Here is a 19,482-nt window from a genome sequence, read left to right on the forward strand (position 1 = left end):
GCCGGCTCGGGGCTTTTCCCGGGCGACGCCCCCCGCTAGGCTGCGGCCATGGCCCCCGCTTCGTCCCCGCCGTCCAGCCCCGTGCTGATCCCGCGCTCGCTGTTCGTCTATGCCCTGCTCTATGGCGGGCTCTGCGTGCTGGCCGGGGTGCTGGGCACCAAGATCGCCTCGCTCGGCACCTGGCCGCTGCTCGGTCCGCTGGCGGTGGAGAGCGGGATCTTCGCCTTCCTGATGCTGGTGGTGATCTCCAGCGCCGTGGCCGAACTGTTCGGGCGCGACATGGCCAACCGGCTGGTGCGCTTCGGCTTCGTGCCGCTGATCGTCTCGATGATCCTGCTGGTGGTGGTGATCCGGCTGGTCCCGCCCGCCCCGTTCTGGACCGACCAGGACGCCTTCGCCCGGCTGCTGGGGCAGGGCGCGCGGATGCAGTTCGCCGGGCTGATCTCCTATGGCACCTCGCAGACGCTCAACGTCGCGGTGTTCTCGCGCCTGGCCGGGGGCGATGGCCGGCTGCTGTGGTTGCGCGCCTGGGTCGCCTCGCTGCTCAGCCAGGTGGTCGACACGCTGATCTTCATCACCATCAGCTTCGCCGGCACCGGCCTGCCGATCGTCGAGATCATGACCGGGCAGATCGTTTCCAAGCTGATCCTGTCGACCATCATGGTGCCCCCGCTGATCTATGTCTTCGTGGCGCTGGCGCGGCGGCTGGACGCGAAATAAGCTTCTATTTGGCGCTGGCGGGACTAAAGGCGCGGCATGACGACTCCGCATGATCCCGCGCACGATCCCGCGCTGCTGGCCAAGGCCGAAACGCTGATCGAGGCTCTTCCCTACCTGCGCCGCTACGAGGGCCGCACCTTCGTGGTCAAGTATGGCGGCCACGCGATGGGCGATCCCGAGCTGGCGCGCGATTTCGCCGAGGACATCGTGCTGCTCAAGGCGGTGGGGATCAATCCGGTGGTGGTCCACGGCGGCGGGCCGCAGATCGGCCGGATGCTCAAGGCGCTCGGCATCGAATCGCGCTTCGTCGATGGCCTGCGCGTCACCGACCGGCAGACCGCCGAGGTGGCCGAAATGGTCCTGGCCGGGGCGATCAACAAGGAGCTGGTCGGCTGGATCGCCCGCGCCGGCGGCAAGGCGATCGGCATCTCGGGCAAGGACGGCGGCATGGTGATCGCCCGCAAGGTCCAGGCCAAGAAGGCGCCCAAGGCGATCGAGAGCGACGGCGAGCCGTTGGTGGTCGATCTCGGCTTCGTCGGTGAGCCCGACCGCATCGACACCTCGATCATCGACACGATCTGCGGCGCCGGGATGATCCCGATCATCGCCCCGATCGGGGTGGGCGACGATGGCGAGACCTACAACATCAACGCCGACACCATGGCCGGCTCGATCGCCGCTGCGCTCGGCGCGGCGCGGCTGTTCCTGCTGACCGACGTGCCCGGCGTGCTCGACAAGGACAAGCAGCTGCTGACCAACCTCAACCCCGGCGACATCGCCCGACTGGCTGCCGAAGGGACGATCAGTGGCGGGATGATCCCCAAGCTGGAAACCTGCGTCCACGCGGTCGAGGCCGGGTGCGAGGCCGCCGTGGTGCTCGACGGGCGGGTCCCGCACGCGATGCTGCTCGAATTCTTCACCTCGAAGGGCGCCGGCACGCTGATCCGCGCCGACTAGGCGGCCTGGCGGCATCCCGGGCCTTGCTGCTCCCTCGTCATGCCAGCACAGGCCGGCACCTCTGGCCTCGAGCGATCCAGCCGGAGATCCCGACCTTCGCCGGGATCACGCGCTGACAGCCTGCGCTCGGGCGCAACCCGCCGCCTGAACAGGTCCCCGGGCCCGCGCTGTCCTACACCGCGCAACCGTGCCACACTCCGTGCGGCTCTTTCCCATTGTTGGCCCATCGCGCGGCGCGATCTTCACTTTGCCAGTCGCCCATGTGCGAACTTGCAGAAGTTCCGGCCCCCGTGACTTGGCCGGGGAGACCGGCTATCAGCGCCCCACCGCGACTGCCCGGGACCCCTGTGCGATGATCAATGAAGTCTTGATTCCGATCCTGGCCCTGCTGGCCAACCTCATCACCTATGTCGTGATCATCCAGTTCATCCTCAGCCTGCTGGTCTCGTTCAACGTCGTGAACTACCACAACCAGTTCGTGTCGGCGCTGATGACCGGTCTCAACGCGATCCTCGATCCGCTGCTCGCCCCGATCCGGCGGCGGCTGCCGCCCACCGGCGGGCTCGATTTCTCGCCGATCGTGCTGCTGCTGCTGATCCAGATCGCGATGATCGTGCTGAGCTACATCGGACGCCACTACGGATGAGCGCCGCACTGATCGACGGGAAGGCCTTCGCCGCCGGATTGCGCGACCGGGTCGGCACGCTGGCGGCCCGGTTCGAGGCGCAGGTCGGGCGCAAGGCCGGGCTGGCCGTGGTGCTGGTCGGCGAGGACCCGGCCAGCCAGGTCTACGTGCGCTCGAAGGGCAAGCAGACGGTCGAGGCCGGCATGGCGAGCTTCGAATACAAGCTCCCGGCGGACACGTCCGAGGCCGACCTGCTCGCCCGGGTCGAGGCGCTCAACGCCGATCCAGTGATCGACGGCATCCTCGTCCAGCTGCCGCTGCCGGACCATATCGACGAGCAGAAGGTGATCGCCACGATCGCCCCGGACAAGGACGTCGACGGCTTCCACGTGGTCAATGCCGGGCGTCTCGCCGTGGGCCAGCCCGGCTTCGTGCCATGCACGCCGCTGGGCTGCCTGATGCTGCTCAAGGACCGGCTCGGCACGTTGGCCGGGCGTGAGGCCGTGGTGATCGGCCGCTCGAACATCGTCGGCAAGCCGATGGCGCAGCTGCTGCTGGCCGAAAGCTGCACGGTCACCGTCGCGCACAGCCGCACGGCCGATCTGCCCGCGGTGGTGCGCCGCGCCGACATCGTCGTTGCGGCGGTGGGCCGGCCCGAGATGGTCAAGGCCGACTGGCTCAAGCCGGGCGCCACGGTGATCGATGTCGGGATCAACCGGGTCGCTGCGGCCGAGCCGGGCAAGACCCGGCTGGTCGGCGATGTCGATTTCACCGGGGCCAGCACCGTGGCCGGGGCGATCACCCCGGTGCCCGGCGGCGTGGGACCGATGACCATCGCCGTGCTGCTGCGCAACACCCTCGTGGCGGCCTGGCGCAATGCCGGGCAGCCGCTCGCGCCCGACGCGATCTGAGCCGGGCGGTGGCCAGCCGGCTGCTCCTCGTCGTGCTGCCCCTGGTCTGCCTGGCAGACGGGGCGGCGGCGCAGGAGCGGCGCGGTCCGCCGCCGGGTGAGCAGCCGGGTGGGCCGCCGGGCGGGCGCACCTCCTATGCCAACCCCAGCGCGGTGATCGCGGCCGAGCTGGCCTTCGCCCGCGACGCCCAGGCGCGCGGGCAGTGGACCGCCTTCGCCGCCGCCGCCGCGCCCGAGGCGGTGATGTTCGTGCCGCGGATGGTCTGGGCCCAGCAGTGGCTGCTCGGCCGGCCCAATCCCCCCGCGGCGGTGCGCTGGCAGCCCCATGCGGTGTGGTCGAGCTGCGACGGCTCGCTGATGCTCAGCCGGGGGGCCTGGCAGGCCGGCGCGGGCGGGGCGAGCGGGTGGTTCACCACCCTCTGGCAACGCCAGCCCGACGGGGCCTACCGCTGGGTGCTCGACCACGGCGACAGCGCCGCCGCGCCGCTGCCCGAACCCGAGATGATCTCCGCGCAGATCGCCGATTGCCCGCCCCGCGCGGTGCGCCCGGTGGCGGGCGTGGCGGGGGGGGCGCCGCCGCGTGGCGGCCCGGCCCGGTCGGCCAAGCCGCCCAAGCCGCCCAAGCCGCCCAAGCCGCGCGATCTGCCGCCGCTCGATCCGGCCCAGCGCAGCGGCGCGGCGGGCGATGGCTCGCTGCGCTGGCAGGTGGCGGTCGACCCGGACGGAGCCCGCACCCTCACGGTCACCTGGACCAAGGACGGGCGCGAGCAGGTCCTCCAGGTCGACCGGGTGGCCGCGCCGGCGGCGGCGGGCTAAGGGGGGCGCATGCTCGAACTGTTCGTCTCGGCCTTCACCACGCTGTTCCTGGTGATCGACCCGCCCGGCTGCGCGCCGATCTATGCCGGGCTGACCGCCAATGCCAGCGCCCGGCAGGGCCGGGCCATGGCCCTGCGCGCCTCGGTGATCGCCACGCTCATCCTGGTGGGCTTCGCGCTGTTCGGCGAGCAGCTGCTCGGCTCGCTCCACATCGCGCTCGATTCGTTCCGCATCGCCGGCGGGATCATGCTGTTCCTGATCGCGCTCGACATGGTCTTCGAGAAGCGCACCCAGCGCCGCGAGGAGCGTGCCGAGAAGATCCGCGCCACTCCCGAGGTCGAGGACGTCTCGGTCTTCCCGATGGCCATGCCGATGATCGCGGGGCCGGGGTCGATCGCCTCGGTCATGCTGCTGATGGCCCGCGCCCAGGGAACCGAACAGACGCTGGTCATCCTGGCCGCGCTGCTTGCGGTGATGCTGCTCACCTTCCTCGCGCTGATCGGCGCCAGGCCGCTGATCCGCCTGCTGGGCGACCGGGTCGAGGCGGTGATCACCCGGCTGCTCGGCGTGCTGCTGGCCGCACTGGCGGTGCAGTTCGTGATCGACGGGCTGCGCAGTGCGCTGACAGGTTAGGGTCGGCCCAGGCCCCGCCGCGCTGGTCGTTCCGCTGCGGCCGGTCACCCGATCCGCGGTGCGCCGCCTATTGCAGGGTCGCCCCTGGCGCATCGCCCTCGCGCCGCTCGAAGAACTGCATCAGCTGGACCAGCAGCTCGCAGCGGGTCGACAGGTCAGGCGCCTCGAGCAGGGCCTGCTTGGCCGCCGCATCGAACGGCGCGATCTGGGCGACGCCGTTGATCAGGGTCTCGTCGTCGAGCCGCGACACGCTGGTCCAGTCGACCGCATAGCCCTGGATCGCGGCGAAGCGCCGTGCCGCCTGTTCGAACCCGGCGCGCTCGACTGCGGCCAGGGCCTGGTCGGCCGGTTCCTCGAACAGCTCGCCCTCGACCTGACGGAAGGGGGTGGTCACGTCGAGCTCGCGCAGCACGCGGAAGCGCGCCTCGCCTTCGAGCACCACGTTGAAGCGGCCGTCCTCGAGCGCCTCGATCTCGCCGATCCGGCCGAGGCAGCCGACCGTGAACAGCGGGGCGCCGTCGCCGGCATGCTGCGGCTGGATCATCCCGATCCGCCGGTCGCGCGCCAGCGCGTCGGACATCATCGCGCGGTAGCGCGGCTCGAAGATGTGCAGCGGCAGCTGCAACCCAGGATAGAGCATCGCGCCCGAGAGCGGGAAGATCGAGATGCGTCGGCCGGCCATGCTGGGTGCCGCCCCGCTCAACCGAACAGGATCGTGGCGAGCTTGCGGCGGGTCGCCGCCACCCACGGATCTTCCAGCCCGACCGCCTCGAAGATCTGCAGCAGCTTGGCCCGGGCGGCGCCCTCGTTCCAGGCGCGATCGGCGGCGATCATGCGCAGCAGCGTCTCGGCCGCCGGCTCGCGCTCGCCCGCGGCGAAGGCGGCGTTGGCGAAGGCCAGCTGGGCCTCCATGTCGGCCGGGTCCGCCGCCGCGGCGGCCCGCAGCGCGGCCAGTTCGTTGTCGGCGGGCCGGTCCTTGGCCAGGGCCAGCGCGGCGCGGGCCTGGGCGATCAGCGGATCGGCCGCCAGCTTGGGATCGAGCGGGTCGAGCACCGCGCCCGCCTCTTCCACCTGTCCGGCCGCCAGCAGCGCGCGCGCCAGCCCCGCGACCGCGGCGGCGCTGTCCGGGTCCATCTCGAGGATCTGGGCGAAGATCGACTGCGCGCGCTCGGCCTCGCCGGCGGCCAGCACCTCCTCGCCCATCGCCAGCAGCGGCGCGAGGTCGGGAACCGGTGCGCTGCCGGGCTGGACCGGAAGCTTGGCGAGCAGCTGGTCGAGCACCGCGCGCAGCTGGCTTTCGCTGCGGGCATTGGTCAGGTCGGCGACTGGCTGGCCCTGGAACACGGCATAGACGGTGGGGATCGAGCGCACCTGGAACTGCGCGGCGATGAATGGCTCCTGGTCGACGTCGAGCTTGGCCAGGACCACGCCCTTGTCGGCATAGTCGGCGCAGACCTTCTCGAGCACCGGGGCGAGCGCCTTGCACGGCCCGCACCACTCGGCCCAGAAGTCGAGCACGACCAGCTGGGTCATCGATGGCTCGGCCACGGCCTGACGGAAGCGGTCGACCGCCTTCTGTTCCTCGATGCTCAGACCCAGACTTGCCACGCGACTCCTCCCTGGTGGCCGGCGCCGCGGGTGCGGGCGCCGGCATAGGGTGCCAATGTGGGGACTAAGCACCGTTTGTGAAGCGAAAAAGGCGCAACCGGCACGATTGCCATCCCGCCGCAAATTACCCCTTGCGGCCCGCAGGGGGCATTGCTAATGGCGCGCCTCCACCCCGGCCGGTGCGCTTCGGCAGCCCGGCCGCGATGCCAGAGCGGGCGTAGCTCAGGGGTAGAGCACAACCTTGCCAAGGTTGGGGTCGAGGGTTCGAATCCCTTCGCCCGCTCCAGTTTTCTCCCAGAAAACCAACGTTTTGAAGCCAAGGCCAACCGGTCTTGGCCTGGAGACAAAGGTCTCCCGCGGAGCCTCTGTCTCCACATTGTCTCCAATTTTCCGGAAGGCCGCGCGTAAGTTCGGCTGTTGCAGCGTAGGCGGATGAATTTCCGGCTCGCTGATCGATCTCGTTTATGTGCAGCGGCAGATGAGTCGGAGGGAATTCCCGGCCTGACCGAATTCAATGCGACATCTCTGTCGGCGATTCACATCGCGCGCAGGCGGTCACCGGTCGCGCTGATCTCATAAAAGCCGCTGGCAACTGTCTCGGAGATGCTGACCAGCTTGGGCCACAGGGTCAGTACCCGGGCGCATTGTCGTTCCATTGGCCATTTGGCCACGGCAGGTGCCGGAAAGAAGCCAATCAGGCCTGCATGCGAGAATATATGTCGGGACGGTCGTTTTCTGGCGATGTTGCGATCCGCAGTCAGCACGCACCAGCGTCCTTCCCGGCCAAGGAGTTCGATCCACTCCTCGTCCTTGAGGCTGCCCGTCCCGAACTTGTCCTTGATATGGACGACCGTATGCATGCCGTCGAAAAACGCCCCAAGGCCCCTGCCGAGCCTTGGTGGCAGATTGTTGTCGACGAGCAGCTTCATGCCGCCTTTCGGTTGCCGATGCTCGCCTCGTAGGCGATTGCATCACGAATGAGGCGCGGCTTGATTTCATAGACCCGCGCTGCTTGCTCTACTGAGCCTTCGGCAGCGACAGCCTCGACCATCCGGGCCGTCGATATGCCGCATTCGGCCAATATCGGCTGGCCGAAGGAGCGGGTGGGATCGGCAACGACGGTTTTCTTGCCGTGAAGCAGCCACCAGCGTTCAGCCCCGCCCGGGCCAAAATCAAGATCCTGGAGGCTCGGCTCCACGACCCGCTTGAAGACGCCCTGGCTTTTCCTGAGATCGATGAACTCCGGTTCATCGAGATCCCGGGTTATCTCGAGAAAGATTGTCTTCCCATCGGTCCTGAAGGCCTTGGTCGAGAAGGGTCGCTCGTCGCCGACAATCTCCCGGGCCCGTTCAATGCACTTTCTGATCGTTGGAAGGCCAATACGCTGTTTGCGTAGTGCATAGACGATCCGCGCCTCGACCAGATCGCGGAAACCCAGGAGGACGCCGTCTTCGTCAGGCTCATACTGGGGATGCCAGAGCGCGGGTTCCGGCTTGCTGTCATGCTCATAGCCCAGCAACCAGCGACGAAGCGTGGATTGGCTCATCCCGACCATCCGGGCGGCCTCGAGTGCCGTATAGGCCCCAATTCCATAATCCACGCTATCCATGTCGCTCTATAATCATAACCGGTGAGCAAGGGGCAAAGGAATTCGTCGATGAGTGGAAGCCGCGACATTGCTGCCGCGGCGAGTATTTCGGCCATGGCATCAACATCCATCGTTTGCAGTGCATCCGTTGACGCTGTGGCAGAAGACGACATGGGGATTGCAATACCGGAAGGGGGAAAGCCTTCCCCTCGGTCGGAGACGCTGCGCTGTCCCGACCTACCCCATCTGCGGGGGCACCCCGCAACGCCCCTGGAAACGGAGCGGGGCTGATGACGCGCTCTGTCCCGCAGGTCCTGACGGACCTGCTCCTGAGGGCGCGGCAACTTCAACCATCGGGCCCCGCGCGCACGCTGACCCGGCGGTAATGGTCACAAGGGCAGCCTGCGAAAGACGACAGGCCCCGCCTTTCGGCCTGCCAGGCACCTGGCAAGCCATTTGCCGCCTCTGTCAGGGCGCGTCTTATCTATCAGGGTCATCTCGCTGGCCGCTCGCGCGACGGTCAGCAACGGTGTTGGAGAGTGAGAGCCTGACGGCTTCGGCCGTGACGGTGCCGAAGCCAGAGGGAGTGGCCCTAGGCCGGTCCGTCCGAGGAGACAGGCCATGGCATCTTTCCGCGCACGCAGCGCTTCCGCAATCGAGCGGACCGACCTCTATCAGGACATCACTGACCGTATCATCATTCAGCTCGAACAGGGGCGCGTGCCCTGGGTCCAGCCGTGGGATTCGGCAGCCGCCGCCCTCGACCTGCCGGTCAACGCGAGCACTCGCGCGCGCTACAGCGGGATCAATATCCTGATCCTGTGGAGCGCGATGATCGAGCGCGGCTTCACCACCAATCGCTTCCTCACCTTCCGCCAGGCGCTGGAACTGGGCGGCAATGTCCGCATGGGCGAGCGGGGCATGACCGTGGTCTATGCCCATCGCTACACCCCGCAGCAGGAGCGCGAACGGGCCCGCGAGGAAGACCGGACGCCCGACACGATCCCGTTCCTGAAGCGCTACACGGTCTTTTCGACCGACCAGTGCGAGGGCCTGCCCGAGGACTTGAGCGCACCGATCGCGCCGGTCGACCGCTCGCTGATCCTGCCGGAGGCCGAGGCCCTGATCCGCGCCACCGGAGCCGATATCCGCATCGTTGGCGGCGAAGCCTTCTACGTGCCTTCGCGCGACTATATCCAGATTCCGCGCCCCGAGGCGTTCCCCGACCCGATCAATTGGCACCGCACGGCCTTCCATGAGCTGGGCCACTGGACCGGTCATCCGAGCCGGCTCTCCCGCGATCAGTCCGGCCGCTTCGGCTCGCCTGAATATGGCCGGGAGGAACTGTGCGCCGAGATGACCAGCGCCTTCGTCTGCGCGGCGCTAGGGATCGAGCCCAGCGTGCGCCATGCCGACTATCTTGGGTCGTGGCTGGCGATCCTGCGCGAGGACAACCGCGCTATCGTGCGGGCCGCAAGTGCCGCCTCAAAGGCTGCGGACTTCCTCCTCGCTTTCGCACGGGCGGAAGAGGCGGCGCCTGACCTCGCCCGGGCGGCCTGAGGTCTCCGCGCGGGCCATGGGCGGGATCGGGGCAAGGGCGTCGCTGCCTCCGGTCAGGCGGCGCCCGCCCCATAGAGGGAAAGGGAAGCCGGGAGCTTCGTGACGGGCCAGGGGCTGGGAGAGAGGCTCCCGGCGGTCCGCCACCGGAGACCTGACATGGCAAGTGCTGCTTCCAAGATCATCCTGTCGCAGTCGCGCGACATTCCCTTCAACCAGCTGGTCCTGAGCCAGGCCAATGTCCGGCGGGTCAAGACCGGCGTCTCGATCGAGGCGCTGGCCGAGGACATCGCCCGGCGCACCCTGCTCCAGAGCCTCAATGTCCGCCCCCAGCTTGACGATGACGGCAAGGAAACCGGCCTGTTCGAAGTGCCTGCGGGCGGCCGCCGCTTCCGCGCCCTCGAGCTGCTGGTGAAGCAGAAGCGCATGGCGAAAACCCAGCCCGTCCCTTGCGTGGTGCGCGAGGGCAGCGACATTTCTGCGGAAGAAGACTCGCTGGCGGAAAACACCCACCGCGAACAGCTGCACCCCCTCGACCAGTTTCGCGCCATGCAGGTGCTGAGCGATCAGGGCCTGGGGCTCGAGGACATCGCCGCCCATTTCATGGTGACGTCGGCTGTCGTGCGCCAGCGGCTCAAGCTCGCCTCGGTCTCGCCCCGGCTGCACGCGATCTATGCCGATGACGGGATGACCCTCGATCAGCTGATGGCCTTCTCGGTCTGCGAGGATCACGAACGGCAGGAGCAGGTCTGGGAGATGCTGGCGCACAGCTTCAACCGCTCGCCCGCCTATATCCGCTCGCGTCTGACCGAAGATACCGTGCGCGCTTCCGACAAGCGGGTCCGCTTCGTCACGCTCGAGGCCTATGTGGCTGCGGGCGGCAGCGTCATGCGCGACCTGTTCGAGGATGACCATGGGGGCTGGCTGCAGGATGTGCACCTGCTCGACACGCTGGTCGCCGAGCGTTTGCAGGCAGAAGCCGCACGGCTCGAGGCCGAAGGCTGGAAATGGGCGGCGACGGCAGTCGACTTTCCCTGGGGCTATCGCGACGACATGCGCGTGCTCACCGGCACGGCCGCTGAACTCACCGATGAGGAGCTGGCCCGGGCCGAAACCTTGCAGGCCGAAGCTGCGGCTCTTGAGAACGACTACGAGCGTGCCTCCGACATTCCGGACGAAGTCGAACAGCGGCTGACCGCGATCGACGAGGAGCTGGCCCTGCTGCTGGAACGCCCGCCGGTATTCGCGCCCGAGGACATGGCGATGGCCGGGGTCTTCATCAGCGTCGATGTCGACGGATCGCTTCATGTCGAACGCGGCTTCGTGCGCGCCGAGGATGAGCCCAAGCCGGAATCGGACATGGCGGATGATGGCAGGTATGCTGGCGGCGAAGATGGGCACGATGCCGCAAGCGTCGATGCCGATCGGCCCTGCGGCGGCGAACCGTCGCAGGGCAGCGAACCTTCCCGCGAGCCCGAAGAAGACGAGAGCAGCATCAAACCGCTGCCCGACAAGCTCGTTTGCGAACTGACCGCCGAGCGCACGCTGGCGTTGCAGGATGCGGTTGCGAACCGCCCTGACGTGGCCTTTGCCGTCGTCCTCCATGCCATAGTCCTCCAGACGTTCTACCATGGAGCGCGGGAAAGCTGTCTCGGTGTGGCGGTGCATCGCACCGGGTTCCCGCACCAGGCGCCGGGCATCGCGGATTCGGTCAGCGCCCGCGCGATCATCGCGCGGCACGACCAGTGGAAGGCGAGGTTGCCCGAGCACGACATCGATCTTTGGGCAGCTCTTCTGTCCATGACCGGCGCCGACCAGGCAGCCCTGTTCGCCCATTGCGCCGCTTTCGGCATCAATGCGCAGTGGGAACCGGCCAGCCGCTACGATGGCAGGGTTTCCGCCCACACGGTGGCACGGCGCATCGAGCATGCCCATGTCCTCGCCCGCGCAGTCGATCTCGACATGGTGGCCGCAGGCTGGAAGCCCGGGGTCGAGAACTACCTCGGCCGGGTGACCAAGCCGCACATCCTTGCTGCGGTGGCCGAAGCCCGGGGCGAGGAGACCGCAGCGCTGATCGATCACCTCAAGAAAGGCGACATGGCCCGCGAGGCAGCCCGCCTACTCGAGGACAGCGCATGGCTGCCCGAACCGCTGCGCACGCCGGGCATCGCCGATCTTGTCGATCTGGGCGCGGTCAGCACCGCAGCGAGTGACGACCTGCCAGCCTTCCTCACCGGCGACGGGGAGCTCGAGGACGGTGAGGACGGCAGCTTCGACGCGTGGGCCATCGCGGCCGAGTGACCCCCGAGGGCCGGGATGCGCCCGTTCGCGTCCCGGCCACTTCCCATCCCATTTCCGGCGCGCGCGCGATCACGCCGCAGCGCCCCGATCACAGGACCAGACCGATGAATGCCCATGACCTTTTCAACACCGCGCCGCTTGGCAGCCTGGTCAGCTTTGCCAATGACCAGCCACGGCCGCCCGAGCGCTTCCGACGCAAGCTGGCTGCCTGGCGCACCTGGAACGGCACTGGCCGGCTTGTCGCCATCTACCCGCGCCGCCTGTTTGGCAGCAGCTTCCAGTCCGCCGGCTTCGTGCTGAAGATCGGCGAATACGGTTCCGAAGGCGTGACGATCCTCACCGTCAGCCGGCATTTCGAGCTCACCTGTCCGCTCGACTTTGGCATTCTCGAGCGCCCGCGCCCCGGCATGGTTCGGGTCCTGACCGAATGGAACGGCAAGGTCGAGCTTCAGCATCTGGCCGAAGACCTGCCTTCAGCCCACGAATGGCTGGCGCGCCACCGCTATTCGAACCCTTTCCTCAGCATTGCCGCAGCGGACGAGACGGGCGGACTTGGCGCCCTGCGGAGGGCCGCGTGATGACGACTATGACCAATCCCGCACCGGTGTTCGGCAGGACTGCCGGAGGCCTGCTCGCTGCAAGACTGGAGGATCATTCCTGGATCGCGGTTCCTGCGAGGACCGGCCTGCGCATCGCCAATGCCTGGCGGCTCAAGAAGGCGATGGCCGACTGGACCGAGGAGGACTTCTGGGGTTCGTGCGGCATCGTTGCCGACGAGGCCGCATTCCGGGATCACGTTGCCGAGATTGCCGAGCACCACCGCGAATTGCGGGGTCTTCCCCGTCCGACCATGGTCCCACGCCGGTCGACGCCGTGGGGTCCGGCCCAGCAATCCTGCCGCTATGGTGAGGGGATCAGCTGCCACTCCACCGCCGGGCATGGCGGCTTCCATCTCGACGATCTGCGCAATGCAGCGGTTCATCCGCTACTGCGGCACGCGAATGGCTGGTACGAGGAGGACTGCGACTGGGCCAAGGTGGCTTTCACGTTCCCGGGCCTGTTCACCACGCGGGAGCGACGGCTCGCGGCGGAAAGCCTGATCGCCTATTATCCTGACGCCTGGGAGGTGATCCACGGCATAGAGCTTGCCCCAGACCAGTCTCGGGTCAAGGACGAGCGCCGCTTCCGCGAGGTCCATGCAGCCGACTGGATCGTCGTCTCGGCAGTGCGGTCGGACAGCCATCCGGGAATGGTCGACTGTGTCGCGACGATGAGCGGTGCGCGCGGGGCAGTGCCTGTCCGGCACTACCGGGTCCCGGTCGGCGAATACTCTACCGGCGCATTCGGCTTCGTCATCGATCCTGACCGCCACGAACAGGTGGAGCCGGTTGCCGCTGGATAATGAGGTGGGGAGACCTGCCGGTCTCCCCATCAGATGGCTGCGAGCTGCTCAGCCACTTCCGATACGCTGAGGACCTTGCCCGCCGAAACGACCTTCTCATCGATCACAAGCGCAGGCGTGGACATCACGCCGTAAGCTGCAATCTGGGCGAAATCGGTAACTTTAACTATCTCGGCCGAGATTCCGGCAGCATCGGCGGCAGCCTTCGCGTTTTCACCGAGGGCGATGCACTTCTTGCAGCCCGAACCAAGAATCTTGATGATCATTTGCGGTAACTCCCGTTTCAGAGGAACATGGCCCCAAAGGCGTTGAAGAAATAGCCGATCATGATGATACCTGCCGCAACGATGCTGACGAAGAGAACCAGCAGCGGCAATTTCACCACGCGCTTGAGCATGATCATCGAGGGCAGCGACAAAGCCGTCACGGCCATCATGAAGGCGAGAGCGGTGCCGATGCCCACACCCTTGCCGACCAGTGCCTCGGCGATCGGAAGCGTTCCAAAAATGTCTGCATACATCGGAATCCCGACGATGGTGGCGACAAGAACGGACCACCATTTGTCCTGCCCCAACAGGGCGGAAATGAAGGCTTCCGGCACCCAGTTGTGAATCGCCGCGCCAATTCCGACACCGATCAACACGTAAAGCCAGACCTTGCCGAATATTTCGGCGACCTGATCTCGTGCGAACTCGAAGCGCTGTCGCCGGGTCAGGTGACCGTCCTCGCTTGCAAGGACCGGGCTGTTGAACACGAACGCTTCCACATGACCTTCCATCTTCATCCGGCTGATCAGGGATCCGCCAAGCACGGCCAGCACCAGGCCGACGAATACGTAGGCCAGCGCGATCGACCAGTTGAACACGCTGGCGAGGAGAATGACTGAGGCAAGATCGACAAGCGGCGATGAAATCAGGAAAGAAAAAGTTACGCCGATAGGCAGGCCCGCGCTGGTGAAGCCGATGAACAGGGGAATCGACGAGCACGAACAGAATGGCGTGATCGTCCCGAGCAAAGCGGCCATGATGTTGGCGCCGAGCCCCTTGCGCTGTCCAAGGATCCGTCGTGTCCGCTCCGGCGGGAAATAGCTCTGAACCCACGAAACCGTGAAGATCAGAACGCCAAGCAGGATGAAGATCTTGATCACGTCATAGATGAAGAAGTGAACGCTCCCGCCAAGCCGTCCGGCGGGATCGAGACCGAAGCCGTCCCGCACCAGCCAGGCCACAAGATCGGACAGCCACTGCATGCGCAGCAGCTGGTCATTCAGCCATTTGAAGACTTCGGAAATGGTCTTGCCTCCCACATGCAACGAAGGGTGCAGCTCAGGCTACAGCACCATCGCAAAAAACTATTACGCCGTCGCTGTGTCGCCACCACACGGCCTGGAGATTACCGGCAGTCCGGCTTTTCGCTCACGATATTGAGCCATAATTCTGCTCCCTTGGTGCCAGCGCCACCACCAGGCGCGCAGCCAGAGCGCGCGCAGTGCGTGCGGCGCCCATCAGCGTGGCAGACCCCGGTCCGGTCCAGTCGCCATATCCGGCCAGCCACAATCGCGGCTCCTTGATCGACCGCTGTTCCTCGACCAGCACGCGCCCGTCGGCCTCAACAGCGCCGAGGGCGCGCAGATGCTCGAGTGCGGGACGAAAACCGGTACACCAGATTACCGCATCGACCGCCATTTCCGATCCGTCGGGCCAGACTACACCGGTGGCCGTCATACGCTCGAACGACCGGACGGTTACCAGATCACCTCGCGCCCGCGCTTCCTTGATCGGCGGCACCATCACGATGTCACCGATCCCGCCGACCGGCGTTTCGCTGGGGCCTGCCTTCATTCTGGCAACCGCGCGTTCGAACAATACGCGCCCGTCGACATCGTCAGGGAGGAACAGTGGATCGTGGGTCGTGACCCATAAAGCCCGTGCGACCGGCGCCACTTCTGCCATGATTTGCGCGCCGCTGTTGCCCCCGCCCACCACCAGCACGGTCTGACCGGCGTAATCTTCGGGGCGCACATATTGGGCCGAGTGAACCTGAATGCCCTTGAACAGGTCACGCCCGGGTATGTCGGGAAGATAGGGATGCGACCAGGTGCCCGTTGCGCTGACCAGATGACGGGCGACGATGGGTCCGGAACTCGTGACAAGTTCGAGATGGCCGCGAGCCTGCTTCACGGCTTCGACCCGCACGGGACGCCTTATCGGCAGTTCATAGCGCTGCTCGTAGCGGCTAAGGTAATCGAGGACATCGGCGCGGGTTGGATAACCTTCATGGCTGACAGGCGGCATGAGCCATCCTGGCAGTGAGCTGTAGCCTGCCGGCGAAAACAGCCTCAGCGATTCCCAGCCGTGACGCCATGCGCCACCAGGCCCGTCCTCTGCATCAAGGATCAGGAAATCAACCCCCGCGCGGCGCAGGTAATAGCCCAGCGACAGACCCATCTGGCCGCCGCCGATAATGACGATATCGTGCAGTTCCGCGTTCTCGCGCATTTCAAGCCGCCCTTTTCTGACAGGCCGTTCCTGGCAGTGGGGGCATAGCCCGAATGATGTCACCGATAATCGTCACCCAGTCTTCCGGCAAATCGGCACGCTTGCGATAACGCACCCACTGAGCCTCGCGACGGTCGGTCACAATGCCCGCTTGCTTCAGCCGCTGCATATGCCGCGACATGCGCGATTGGGTCACGCCGAGCCGGTCCATCAACTCGCACACGCAGTGCTCGTCGCCGTCCCAGATGATTTGCAGTGCACGCAGGCGCGTCGGTTCGGCGAGCGCGCTCAGCAGATCATCGATTCGCGGTTCCATGTCTGATTAATATGCGCTCATCCGCATATGCGCTTTGACGCAGATCAATCTCCGCCTGCGCGGAACACAACCGCAAAGTCAGCTGGGCACGTCGCCGAACAACGCTTCCCGCATGACATAGAAAATCGTGTGCTGCTCGATCGTGCGGCGCAGCCAGTGCGCACCCGGGCCCGAAGCCCGCACGACCACGTCATCGCCGCAATGCGTTTCTGAGGACAGCGGCACCAGCGTCTGTTGGCGGTAATCGACAGCAACCATCGGCTGCCTCGCAGTCAACGTTTCTATATTTTTCGAATTACCGATTGACTCGTCAGGCTGGAAACGTATTTCGACCATTCTCGAAGGGTGAGATGATGAACGAACTTGATCCACAGCATTGGGCCGTTGATGCACTGGGTGCGCTTGCCCATGAAACCCGCCTGTCGGTGTTCCGCATGCTGGTGAAGGCTGGCGCGGACGGCATGATCGCCGGTGCGATCGCCGAACATCAAGGCGTACCGCCTTCCACCATGTCGCATCACCTGGCGACACTGGAACGGGCCGGCCTCGTTCAGTCCGAACGCGAGAGCCGCCTGATCCACTATCGTGCCGACTATGCAGGGATGCGCCGTTTGCTCGCCTTCCTGATGCAGGATTGCTGCCAGGGAGCGCCCGAGATGTGCGCAGACCTGGTGGGCGAGTTGTCCTGCAGCGCCGCTTAACTTCCGACCGCGTGAGGCTTCACATGTCCGACAAGATCTACAACGTCCTCTTTCTGTGTACTGGCAACAGCGCCCGCTCGATCCTGGGCGAAGCGGTGATGAACAAGCTCGGCGCAGGCCGGTTCAAGGCCTGGAGTGCCGGAAGCCAGCCCAAGGGTGAGGTTCATCCCATGGCGCTCTCGGTGCTGGAAGGCATGGGCTACGACACCACCGGCATGTATTCGAAGAGCTGGAGCGAGTTTTCCAAGCCCGGTTCGCCCGAGTTCGACTTCATCTTCACCGTTTGTGACAGCGCCGCTGGAGAGACCTGTCCCGTGTGGATCGGACATCCGATGACGGCGCATTGGGGCATCGAGGACCCCGCCGCCGTCGAGGGAGAAGGACAGCGCGACGCGTTCCTGCAGGCGCTGCGCTACCTCACCAACCGCATTTCGCTGTTCCTGACGCTGCCGCATTCCAGCATCGACGAGATGGCGATGAAACAGAAGCTCAAGGAAATCGGCAAGGCCGAAGGCGCCAGCACGGGAGCAAGCGCATGACCGACATCGTGATCTACCATAACCCGGAATGCGGCACCTCGCGCAACGCGCTGGCCATGATCCGCAACGCCGGGATCGAACCACATGTGGTGGAATATCTCAAGACCCCGCCATCGCGCGCCTTGCTTGAAAGCCTGATTGAACGCGCCGGGATCAGCCCCCGCGCCTTGCTGCGCGAGAAGGGTACGCCCTTTGCCGAGCTGGGCCTCGACAATCCCGCGCTCACCGACTCGCAGCTGATCGATGCAGTGATGGAGCATCCCATCCTCATCAACCGTCCGCTGGTCGTCTCGCCGCTCGGCGTGAAGCTGTGTCGTCCCTCGGAAGAGGTGCTTGATCTGATCCCGGCCGACCAGCGCGGCGCCTTCGCCAAGGAAGACGGCGAACAGGTCATCGACGCCGCCGGCAACCGCGTCACGGGTTGAAGGGGAAACACCATGACCGGACAGCCCAGGCGCGAACGCCTGTCGTTCCTTGACCGCTATCTTACCTTGTGGATCTTCCTCGCCATGGCGCTGGGGGTTGGTCTCGGTTCGACCTTCGACTGGCTACCGGGGGCGATTTACAGCCTGTCCTGGGGCACGACGAACATTCCTATTGCCATCGGCCTGATCCTGATGATGTACCCGCCGCTCGCGCGGGTCCGCTACGAGGAACTGCCGCGCGTGTTCGAGGACAAGCGGGTGCTGGCGATCTCGCTGATCCAGAACTGGATCATCGGGCCGGTGCTGATGTTCGCGCTCGCCGTGATCTTCCTCTCGGACAAGCCGGAATACATGACGGGCCTCATCCTGATCGGCCTTGCCCGCTGCATCGCGATGGTCATCGTCTGGAACCAGCTGGCCAAGGGCGATAACCAGTATGTCGCCGCACTGGTCGCGTTCAACTCGATCTTCCAGATCCTGTTCTTCAGCGTCTACGCGTGGTTCTTCCTCGCCTTCCTCCCGCCCCTGTTCGGGCTGGAGGGCAGCGTCATCCATGTCAGCTTCTGGACGATTGCCGAGGCCGTGCTGATCTATCTTGGCATCCCGTTCCTCGCCGGGTTCCTGACCCGCAAATGGCTGGCAAAAGCCAAGGGCAATGACTGGTACGAAACACGCTTCCTGCCCAGGATCGGCCCGATCACACTGGTCGCGCTGCTGTTCACCATCGTTGCCATGTTCAGTCTCAAGGGCAACGAGATCGTCACGCTGCCGGGCGACACCATCCGTATCGCGATCCCCCTGACGATCTATTTCGTCGTCCAATTCACGATCAGCTTCTACATGGGCAAGCTGATTGCCAGCGACTATCCGCGCACCACGGCAGTGGCTTTCACGGCTGCGGGCAACAATTTCGAGCTCGCAATTGCCGTGGCCATCGCCGCCTTCGGCCTGGCTTCGCCGGTCGCCTTTGCGGCCGTGATCGGTCCGCTGGTCGAAGTCCCGGTGCTGATCCTGCTGGTCAACGTTGCATTCTGGTTCGGGCGCCGCTGGTTTCCTGAATCCGTTCCAGCGGAGGCAAGCGCATGACCCAGTCCGCATATTCGCGTCTTCGTCCGCTTGCCGATCCCGAATATCTTCCTGCACTCAAGCCGGAATATGTTCATCGGCGTCCTGCGCTGGGCCTGGGCGAACTGTCTCCGCCACCGCGCGTCCTACTGCTCTACGGCTCCCTGCGTGAGCGGTCCTATTCGCGTCTGGTGGTCGAGGAAGCCGCACGCCTTCTGCAGTTCTTCGGCTGCGAAACACGCATCTTTGATCCGTCCGATCTGCCTTTGCCCGATCAGGTCAAGGACGATGATCACCCGGCGGTTCACGAGCTGCGCGAACATTCGCTTTGGTCAGAAGCGCAAGTCTGGTGCAGTCCGGAAAGGCATGGTCAGATTACTGGCATCATGAAGACCCAGATCGATCACCTGCCGCTCGCCTACAAGGGCCTGCGACCGACGCAGGGGCGTACCTTGGCGGTCATGCAGGTCAGCGCCGGGTCGCAATCGTTCAACAGCGTCAACACGCTCAGGATCCTTGGCCGCTGGATGCGGATGGTCACCATTCCCAATCAGTCCTCGGTGGCCAAGGCCTACGAGGAATTCGACGAAGCGGGGCGGATGAAACCCTCCAGTTATTACGACCGCATCGTCGACGTGATGGAGGAGCTGGTTAGATTTACAGTCCTGCTGCGCCCTCACGCTGCACAACTGGTTGACCGTTATTCCGAGCGCAAAGATCGTTGTGAGCCTGTGGACACGCACGTCGAGGCCGCGGGATTGGCAAAAGCCACCTGACAAGACGCCAGTCTGCGGGACATCCCGCCGTCTCATCCTACGCGT

At 65.7% G+C, this 19,482-nt stretch carries 24 protein-coding genes and 1 tRNA gene; 16 read left to right on the top strand and 9 right to left on the bottom strand.

Annotation, left to right across the window (positions count from 1 at the left end; genetic code table 11):
• The first annotated feature begins 48 nt into the window (after positions 1 to 48).
• From H7F53_RS08510 to H7F53_RS08535, 6 genes are all read left to right on the top strand, one after another.
• A complete protein-coding gene (locus H7F53_RS08510; protein ID WP_185679076.1) occupies positions 49 to 720 on the top strand; it encodes a queuosine precursor transporter in 672 nt (223 codons plus the stop codon).
• A gap of 36 nt (positions 721 to 756) precedes the next feature.
• The gene (gene argB, locus H7F53_RS08515; protein WP_185679077.1) at positions 757 to 1,677 is read left to right on the top strand and encodes an acetylglutamate kinase; all 921 of its coding nucleotides are present in this window, start codon (positions 757 to 759) and stop codon (positions 1,675 to 1,677) included.
• A gap of 352 nt (positions 1,678 to 2,029) precedes the next feature.
• Positions 2,030 to 2,323: a YggT family protein gene (locus H7F53_RS08520; RefSeq protein ID WP_185679078.1), complete on the top strand. Its 294-nt coding sequence runs from the start codon at positions 2,030 to 2,032 to the stop codon at positions 2,321 to 2,323.
• The gene (gene folD / locus H7F53_RS08525; protein ID WP_185679079.1) at positions 2,320 to 3,213 is read left to right on the top strand and encodes a bifunctional methylenetetrahydrofolate dehydrogenase/methenyltetrahydrofolate cyclohydrolase FolD; all 894 of its coding nucleotides are present in this window, start codon (positions 2,320 to 2,322) and stop codon (positions 3,211 to 3,213) included. Before H7F53_RS08520 ends, folD begins: the two co-directional genes overlap by 4 nt.
• 8 nt (positions 3,214 to 3,221) lie before the next feature.
• Entirely contained in the window at positions 3,222 to 4,028 is an 807-nt protein-coding gene (locus H7F53_RS08530) for a hypothetical protein (protein ID WP_343061990.1), read from the top strand.
• Positions 4,029 to 4,037: 9 nt separating this feature from the next.
• Positions 4,038 to 4,661 (top strand): MarC family protein, encoded by a 624-nt coding sequence (locus tag H7F53_RS08535; protein WP_185679080.1) that lies wholly within the window; start codon positions 4,038 to 4,040, stop codon positions 4,659 to 4,661.
• A 67-nt stretch (positions 4,662 to 4,728) separates the two neighbouring features.
• Here the strand turns inward: H7F53_RS08535 and H7F53_RS08540 are convergent, their stop codons facing one another.
• On the bottom strand, positions 4,729 to 5,343 hold the full coding sequence (locus H7F53_RS08540; protein WP_185679081.1) for an LON peptidase substrate-binding domain-containing protein: 615 nt from the start codon (positions 5,341 to 5,343) through the stop codon (positions 4,729 to 4,731).
• A gap of 17 nt (positions 5,344 to 5,360) precedes the next feature.
• Positions 5,361 to 6,260 (bottom strand): tetratricopeptide repeat protein, encoded by a 900-nt coding sequence (locus H7F53_RS08545; RefSeq protein WP_185679218.1) that lies wholly within the window; start codon positions 6,258 to 6,260, stop codon positions 5,361 to 5,363.
• Between the two features lie 220 nt (positions 6,261 to 6,480).
• Here H7F53_RS08545 and H7F53_RS08550 point away from each other — a divergent pair.
• Positions 6,481 to 6,555 (top strand) — tRNA-Gly (locus tag H7F53_RS08550).
• Between the two features lie 250 nt (positions 6,556 to 6,805).
• Here H7F53_RS08550 and H7F53_RS08555 read toward each other — a convergent pair.
• Together H7F53_RS08555 and H7F53_RS08560 are read right to left on the bottom strand one after the other, a co-directional pair.
• On the bottom strand, positions 6,806 to 7,198 hold the full coding sequence (locus tag H7F53_RS08555; RefSeq protein ID WP_118072619.1) for a PIN-like domain-containing protein: 393 nt from the start codon (positions 7,196 to 7,198) through the stop codon (positions 6,806 to 6,808).
• Complete coding sequence (locus H7F53_RS08560; protein ID WP_185679082.1) at positions 7,195 to 7,878, bottom strand: hypothetical protein; 684 nt, start codon at positions 7,876 to 7,878, stop codon at positions 7,195 to 7,197. The genes H7F53_RS08555 and H7F53_RS08560 overlap by 4 nt, the downstream gene beginning before the upstream one ends.
• Before the next feature lie 600 nt (positions 7,879 to 8,478).
• On the opposite strand from H7F53_RS08560, the gene H7F53_RS08565 reads away from it, so the two are divergent.
• The 4 genes from H7F53_RS08565 to H7F53_RS08580 all read left to right on the top strand — a co-directional run bounded on the left by H7F53_RS08565 (position 8,479) and on the right by H7F53_RS08580 (position 13,117).
• A complete protein-coding gene (locus H7F53_RS08565) occupies positions 8,479 to 9,417 on the top strand; it encodes an ArdC family protein (RefSeq protein ID WP_185679083.1) in 939 nt (312 codons plus the stop codon).
• Between the two features lie 156 nt (positions 9,418 to 9,573).
• Entirely contained in the window at positions 9,574 to 11,715 is a 2,142-nt protein-coding gene (locus H7F53_RS08570) for a ParB/RepB/Spo0J family partition protein (RefSeq protein ID WP_185679084.1), read from the top strand.
• Positions 11,712 to 12,293: a hypothetical protein gene (locus H7F53_RS08575; protein WP_185679085.1), complete on the top strand. Its 582-nt coding sequence runs from the start codon at positions 11,712 to 11,714 to the stop codon at positions 12,291 to 12,293. The genes H7F53_RS08570 and H7F53_RS08575 overlap by 4 nt, the downstream gene beginning before the upstream one ends.
• A complete protein-coding gene (locus H7F53_RS08580) occupies positions 12,293 to 13,117 on the top strand; it encodes a DUF7007 domain-containing protein (RefSeq protein WP_221773659.1) in 825 nt (274 codons plus the stop codon). Before H7F53_RS08575 ends, H7F53_RS08580 begins: the two co-directional genes overlap by 1 nt.
• Positions 13,118 to 13,146: 29 nt before the next feature.
• Here H7F53_RS08580 and H7F53_RS08585 read toward each other — a convergent pair whose 3' ends face one another.
• The 5 genes from H7F53_RS08585 to H7F53_RS08605 all read right to left on the bottom strand — a co-directional run bounded on the left by H7F53_RS08585 (position 13,147) and on the right by H7F53_RS08605 (position 16,267).
• On the bottom strand, positions 13,147 to 13,383 hold the full coding sequence (locus H7F53_RS08585) for a thioredoxin family protein (RefSeq protein WP_185679087.1): 237 nt from the start codon (positions 13,381 to 13,383) through the stop codon (positions 13,147 to 13,149).
• Between the two features lie 17 nt (positions 13,384 to 13,400).
• The gene (locus H7F53_RS08590) at positions 13,401 to 14,423 is read right to left on the bottom strand and encodes a permease (protein WP_221773660.1); all 1,023 of its coding nucleotides are present in this window, start codon (positions 14,421 to 14,423) and stop codon (positions 13,401 to 13,403) included.
• 109 nt (positions 14,424 to 14,532) lie between these two features.
• Positions 14,533 to 15,615 carry an ArsO family NAD(P)H-dependent flavin-containing monooxygenase gene (locus H7F53_RS08595; RefSeq protein ID WP_185679088.1) on the bottom strand — a complete coding sequence of 361 codons (1,083 nt, stop codon included), beginning with the start codon at positions 15,613 to 15,615 and terminating at the stop codon, positions 14,533 to 14,535.
• Between the two features lies 1 nt (position 15,616).
• Complete coding sequence (locus tag H7F53_RS08600; RefSeq protein ID WP_185679089.1) at positions 15,617 to 15,931, bottom strand: ArsR/SmtB family transcription factor; 315 nt, start codon at positions 15,929 to 15,931, stop codon at positions 15,617 to 15,619.
• Positions 15,932 to 16,009: 78 nt separating this feature from the next.
• On the bottom strand, positions 16,010 to 16,267 hold the full coding sequence (locus tag H7F53_RS08605) for an alkaline phosphatase (protein ID WP_185679090.1): 258 nt from the start codon (positions 16,265 to 16,267) through the stop codon (positions 16,010 to 16,012).
• A gap of 17 nt (positions 16,268 to 16,284) precedes the next feature.
• Here H7F53_RS08605 and H7F53_RS08610 point away from each other — a divergent pair, with 17 nt between their 5' ends.
• From H7F53_RS08610 to arsH, 5 genes are read left to right on the top strand one after another with little or no spacing between them, the layout of a single operon-like run.
• On the top strand, positions 16,285 to 16,632 hold the full coding sequence (locus H7F53_RS08610; protein WP_185679091.1) for an ArsR/SmtB family transcription factor: 348 nt from the start codon (positions 16,285 to 16,287) through the stop codon (positions 16,630 to 16,632).
• Between the two features lie 23 nt (positions 16,633 to 16,655).
• Positions 16,656 to 17,171: an arsenate reductase ArsC gene (locus H7F53_RS08615; RefSeq protein WP_185679092.1), complete on the top strand. Its 516-nt coding sequence runs from the start codon at positions 16,656 to 16,658 to the stop codon at positions 17,169 to 17,171.
• Complete coding sequence (arsC, locus tag H7F53_RS08620) at positions 17,168 to 17,596, top strand: arsenate reductase (glutaredoxin) (RefSeq protein ID WP_185679093.1); 429 nt, start codon at positions 17,168 to 17,170, stop codon at positions 17,594 to 17,596. Before H7F53_RS08615 ends, arsC begins: the two co-directional genes overlap by 4 nt.
• A gap of 12 nt (positions 17,597 to 17,608) precedes the next feature.
• Positions 17,609 to 18,682, top strand: coding sequence for an ACR3 family arsenite efflux transporter (gene arsB / locus H7F53_RS08625; RefSeq protein WP_185679094.1), 1,074 nt, complete (start codon positions 17,609 to 17,611; stop codon positions 18,680 to 18,682).
• Positions 18,679 to 19,437: an arsenical resistance protein ArsH gene (arsH, locus tag H7F53_RS08630; RefSeq protein WP_185679095.1), complete on the top strand. Its 759-nt coding sequence runs from the start codon at positions 18,679 to 18,681 to the stop codon at positions 19,435 to 19,437. The genes arsB and arsH overlap by 4 nt, the downstream gene beginning before the upstream one ends.
• Positions 19,438 to 19,482 lie beyond the last annotated feature (45 nt).

Origin of the sequence: Novosphingobium piscinae (genome assembly GCF_014230355.1) — a bacterium.
In the GTDB taxonomy this organism is placed as follows: domain Bacteria; phylum Pseudomonadota; class Alphaproteobacteria; order Sphingomonadales; family Sphingomonadaceae; genus Novosphingobium; species Novosphingobium piscinae.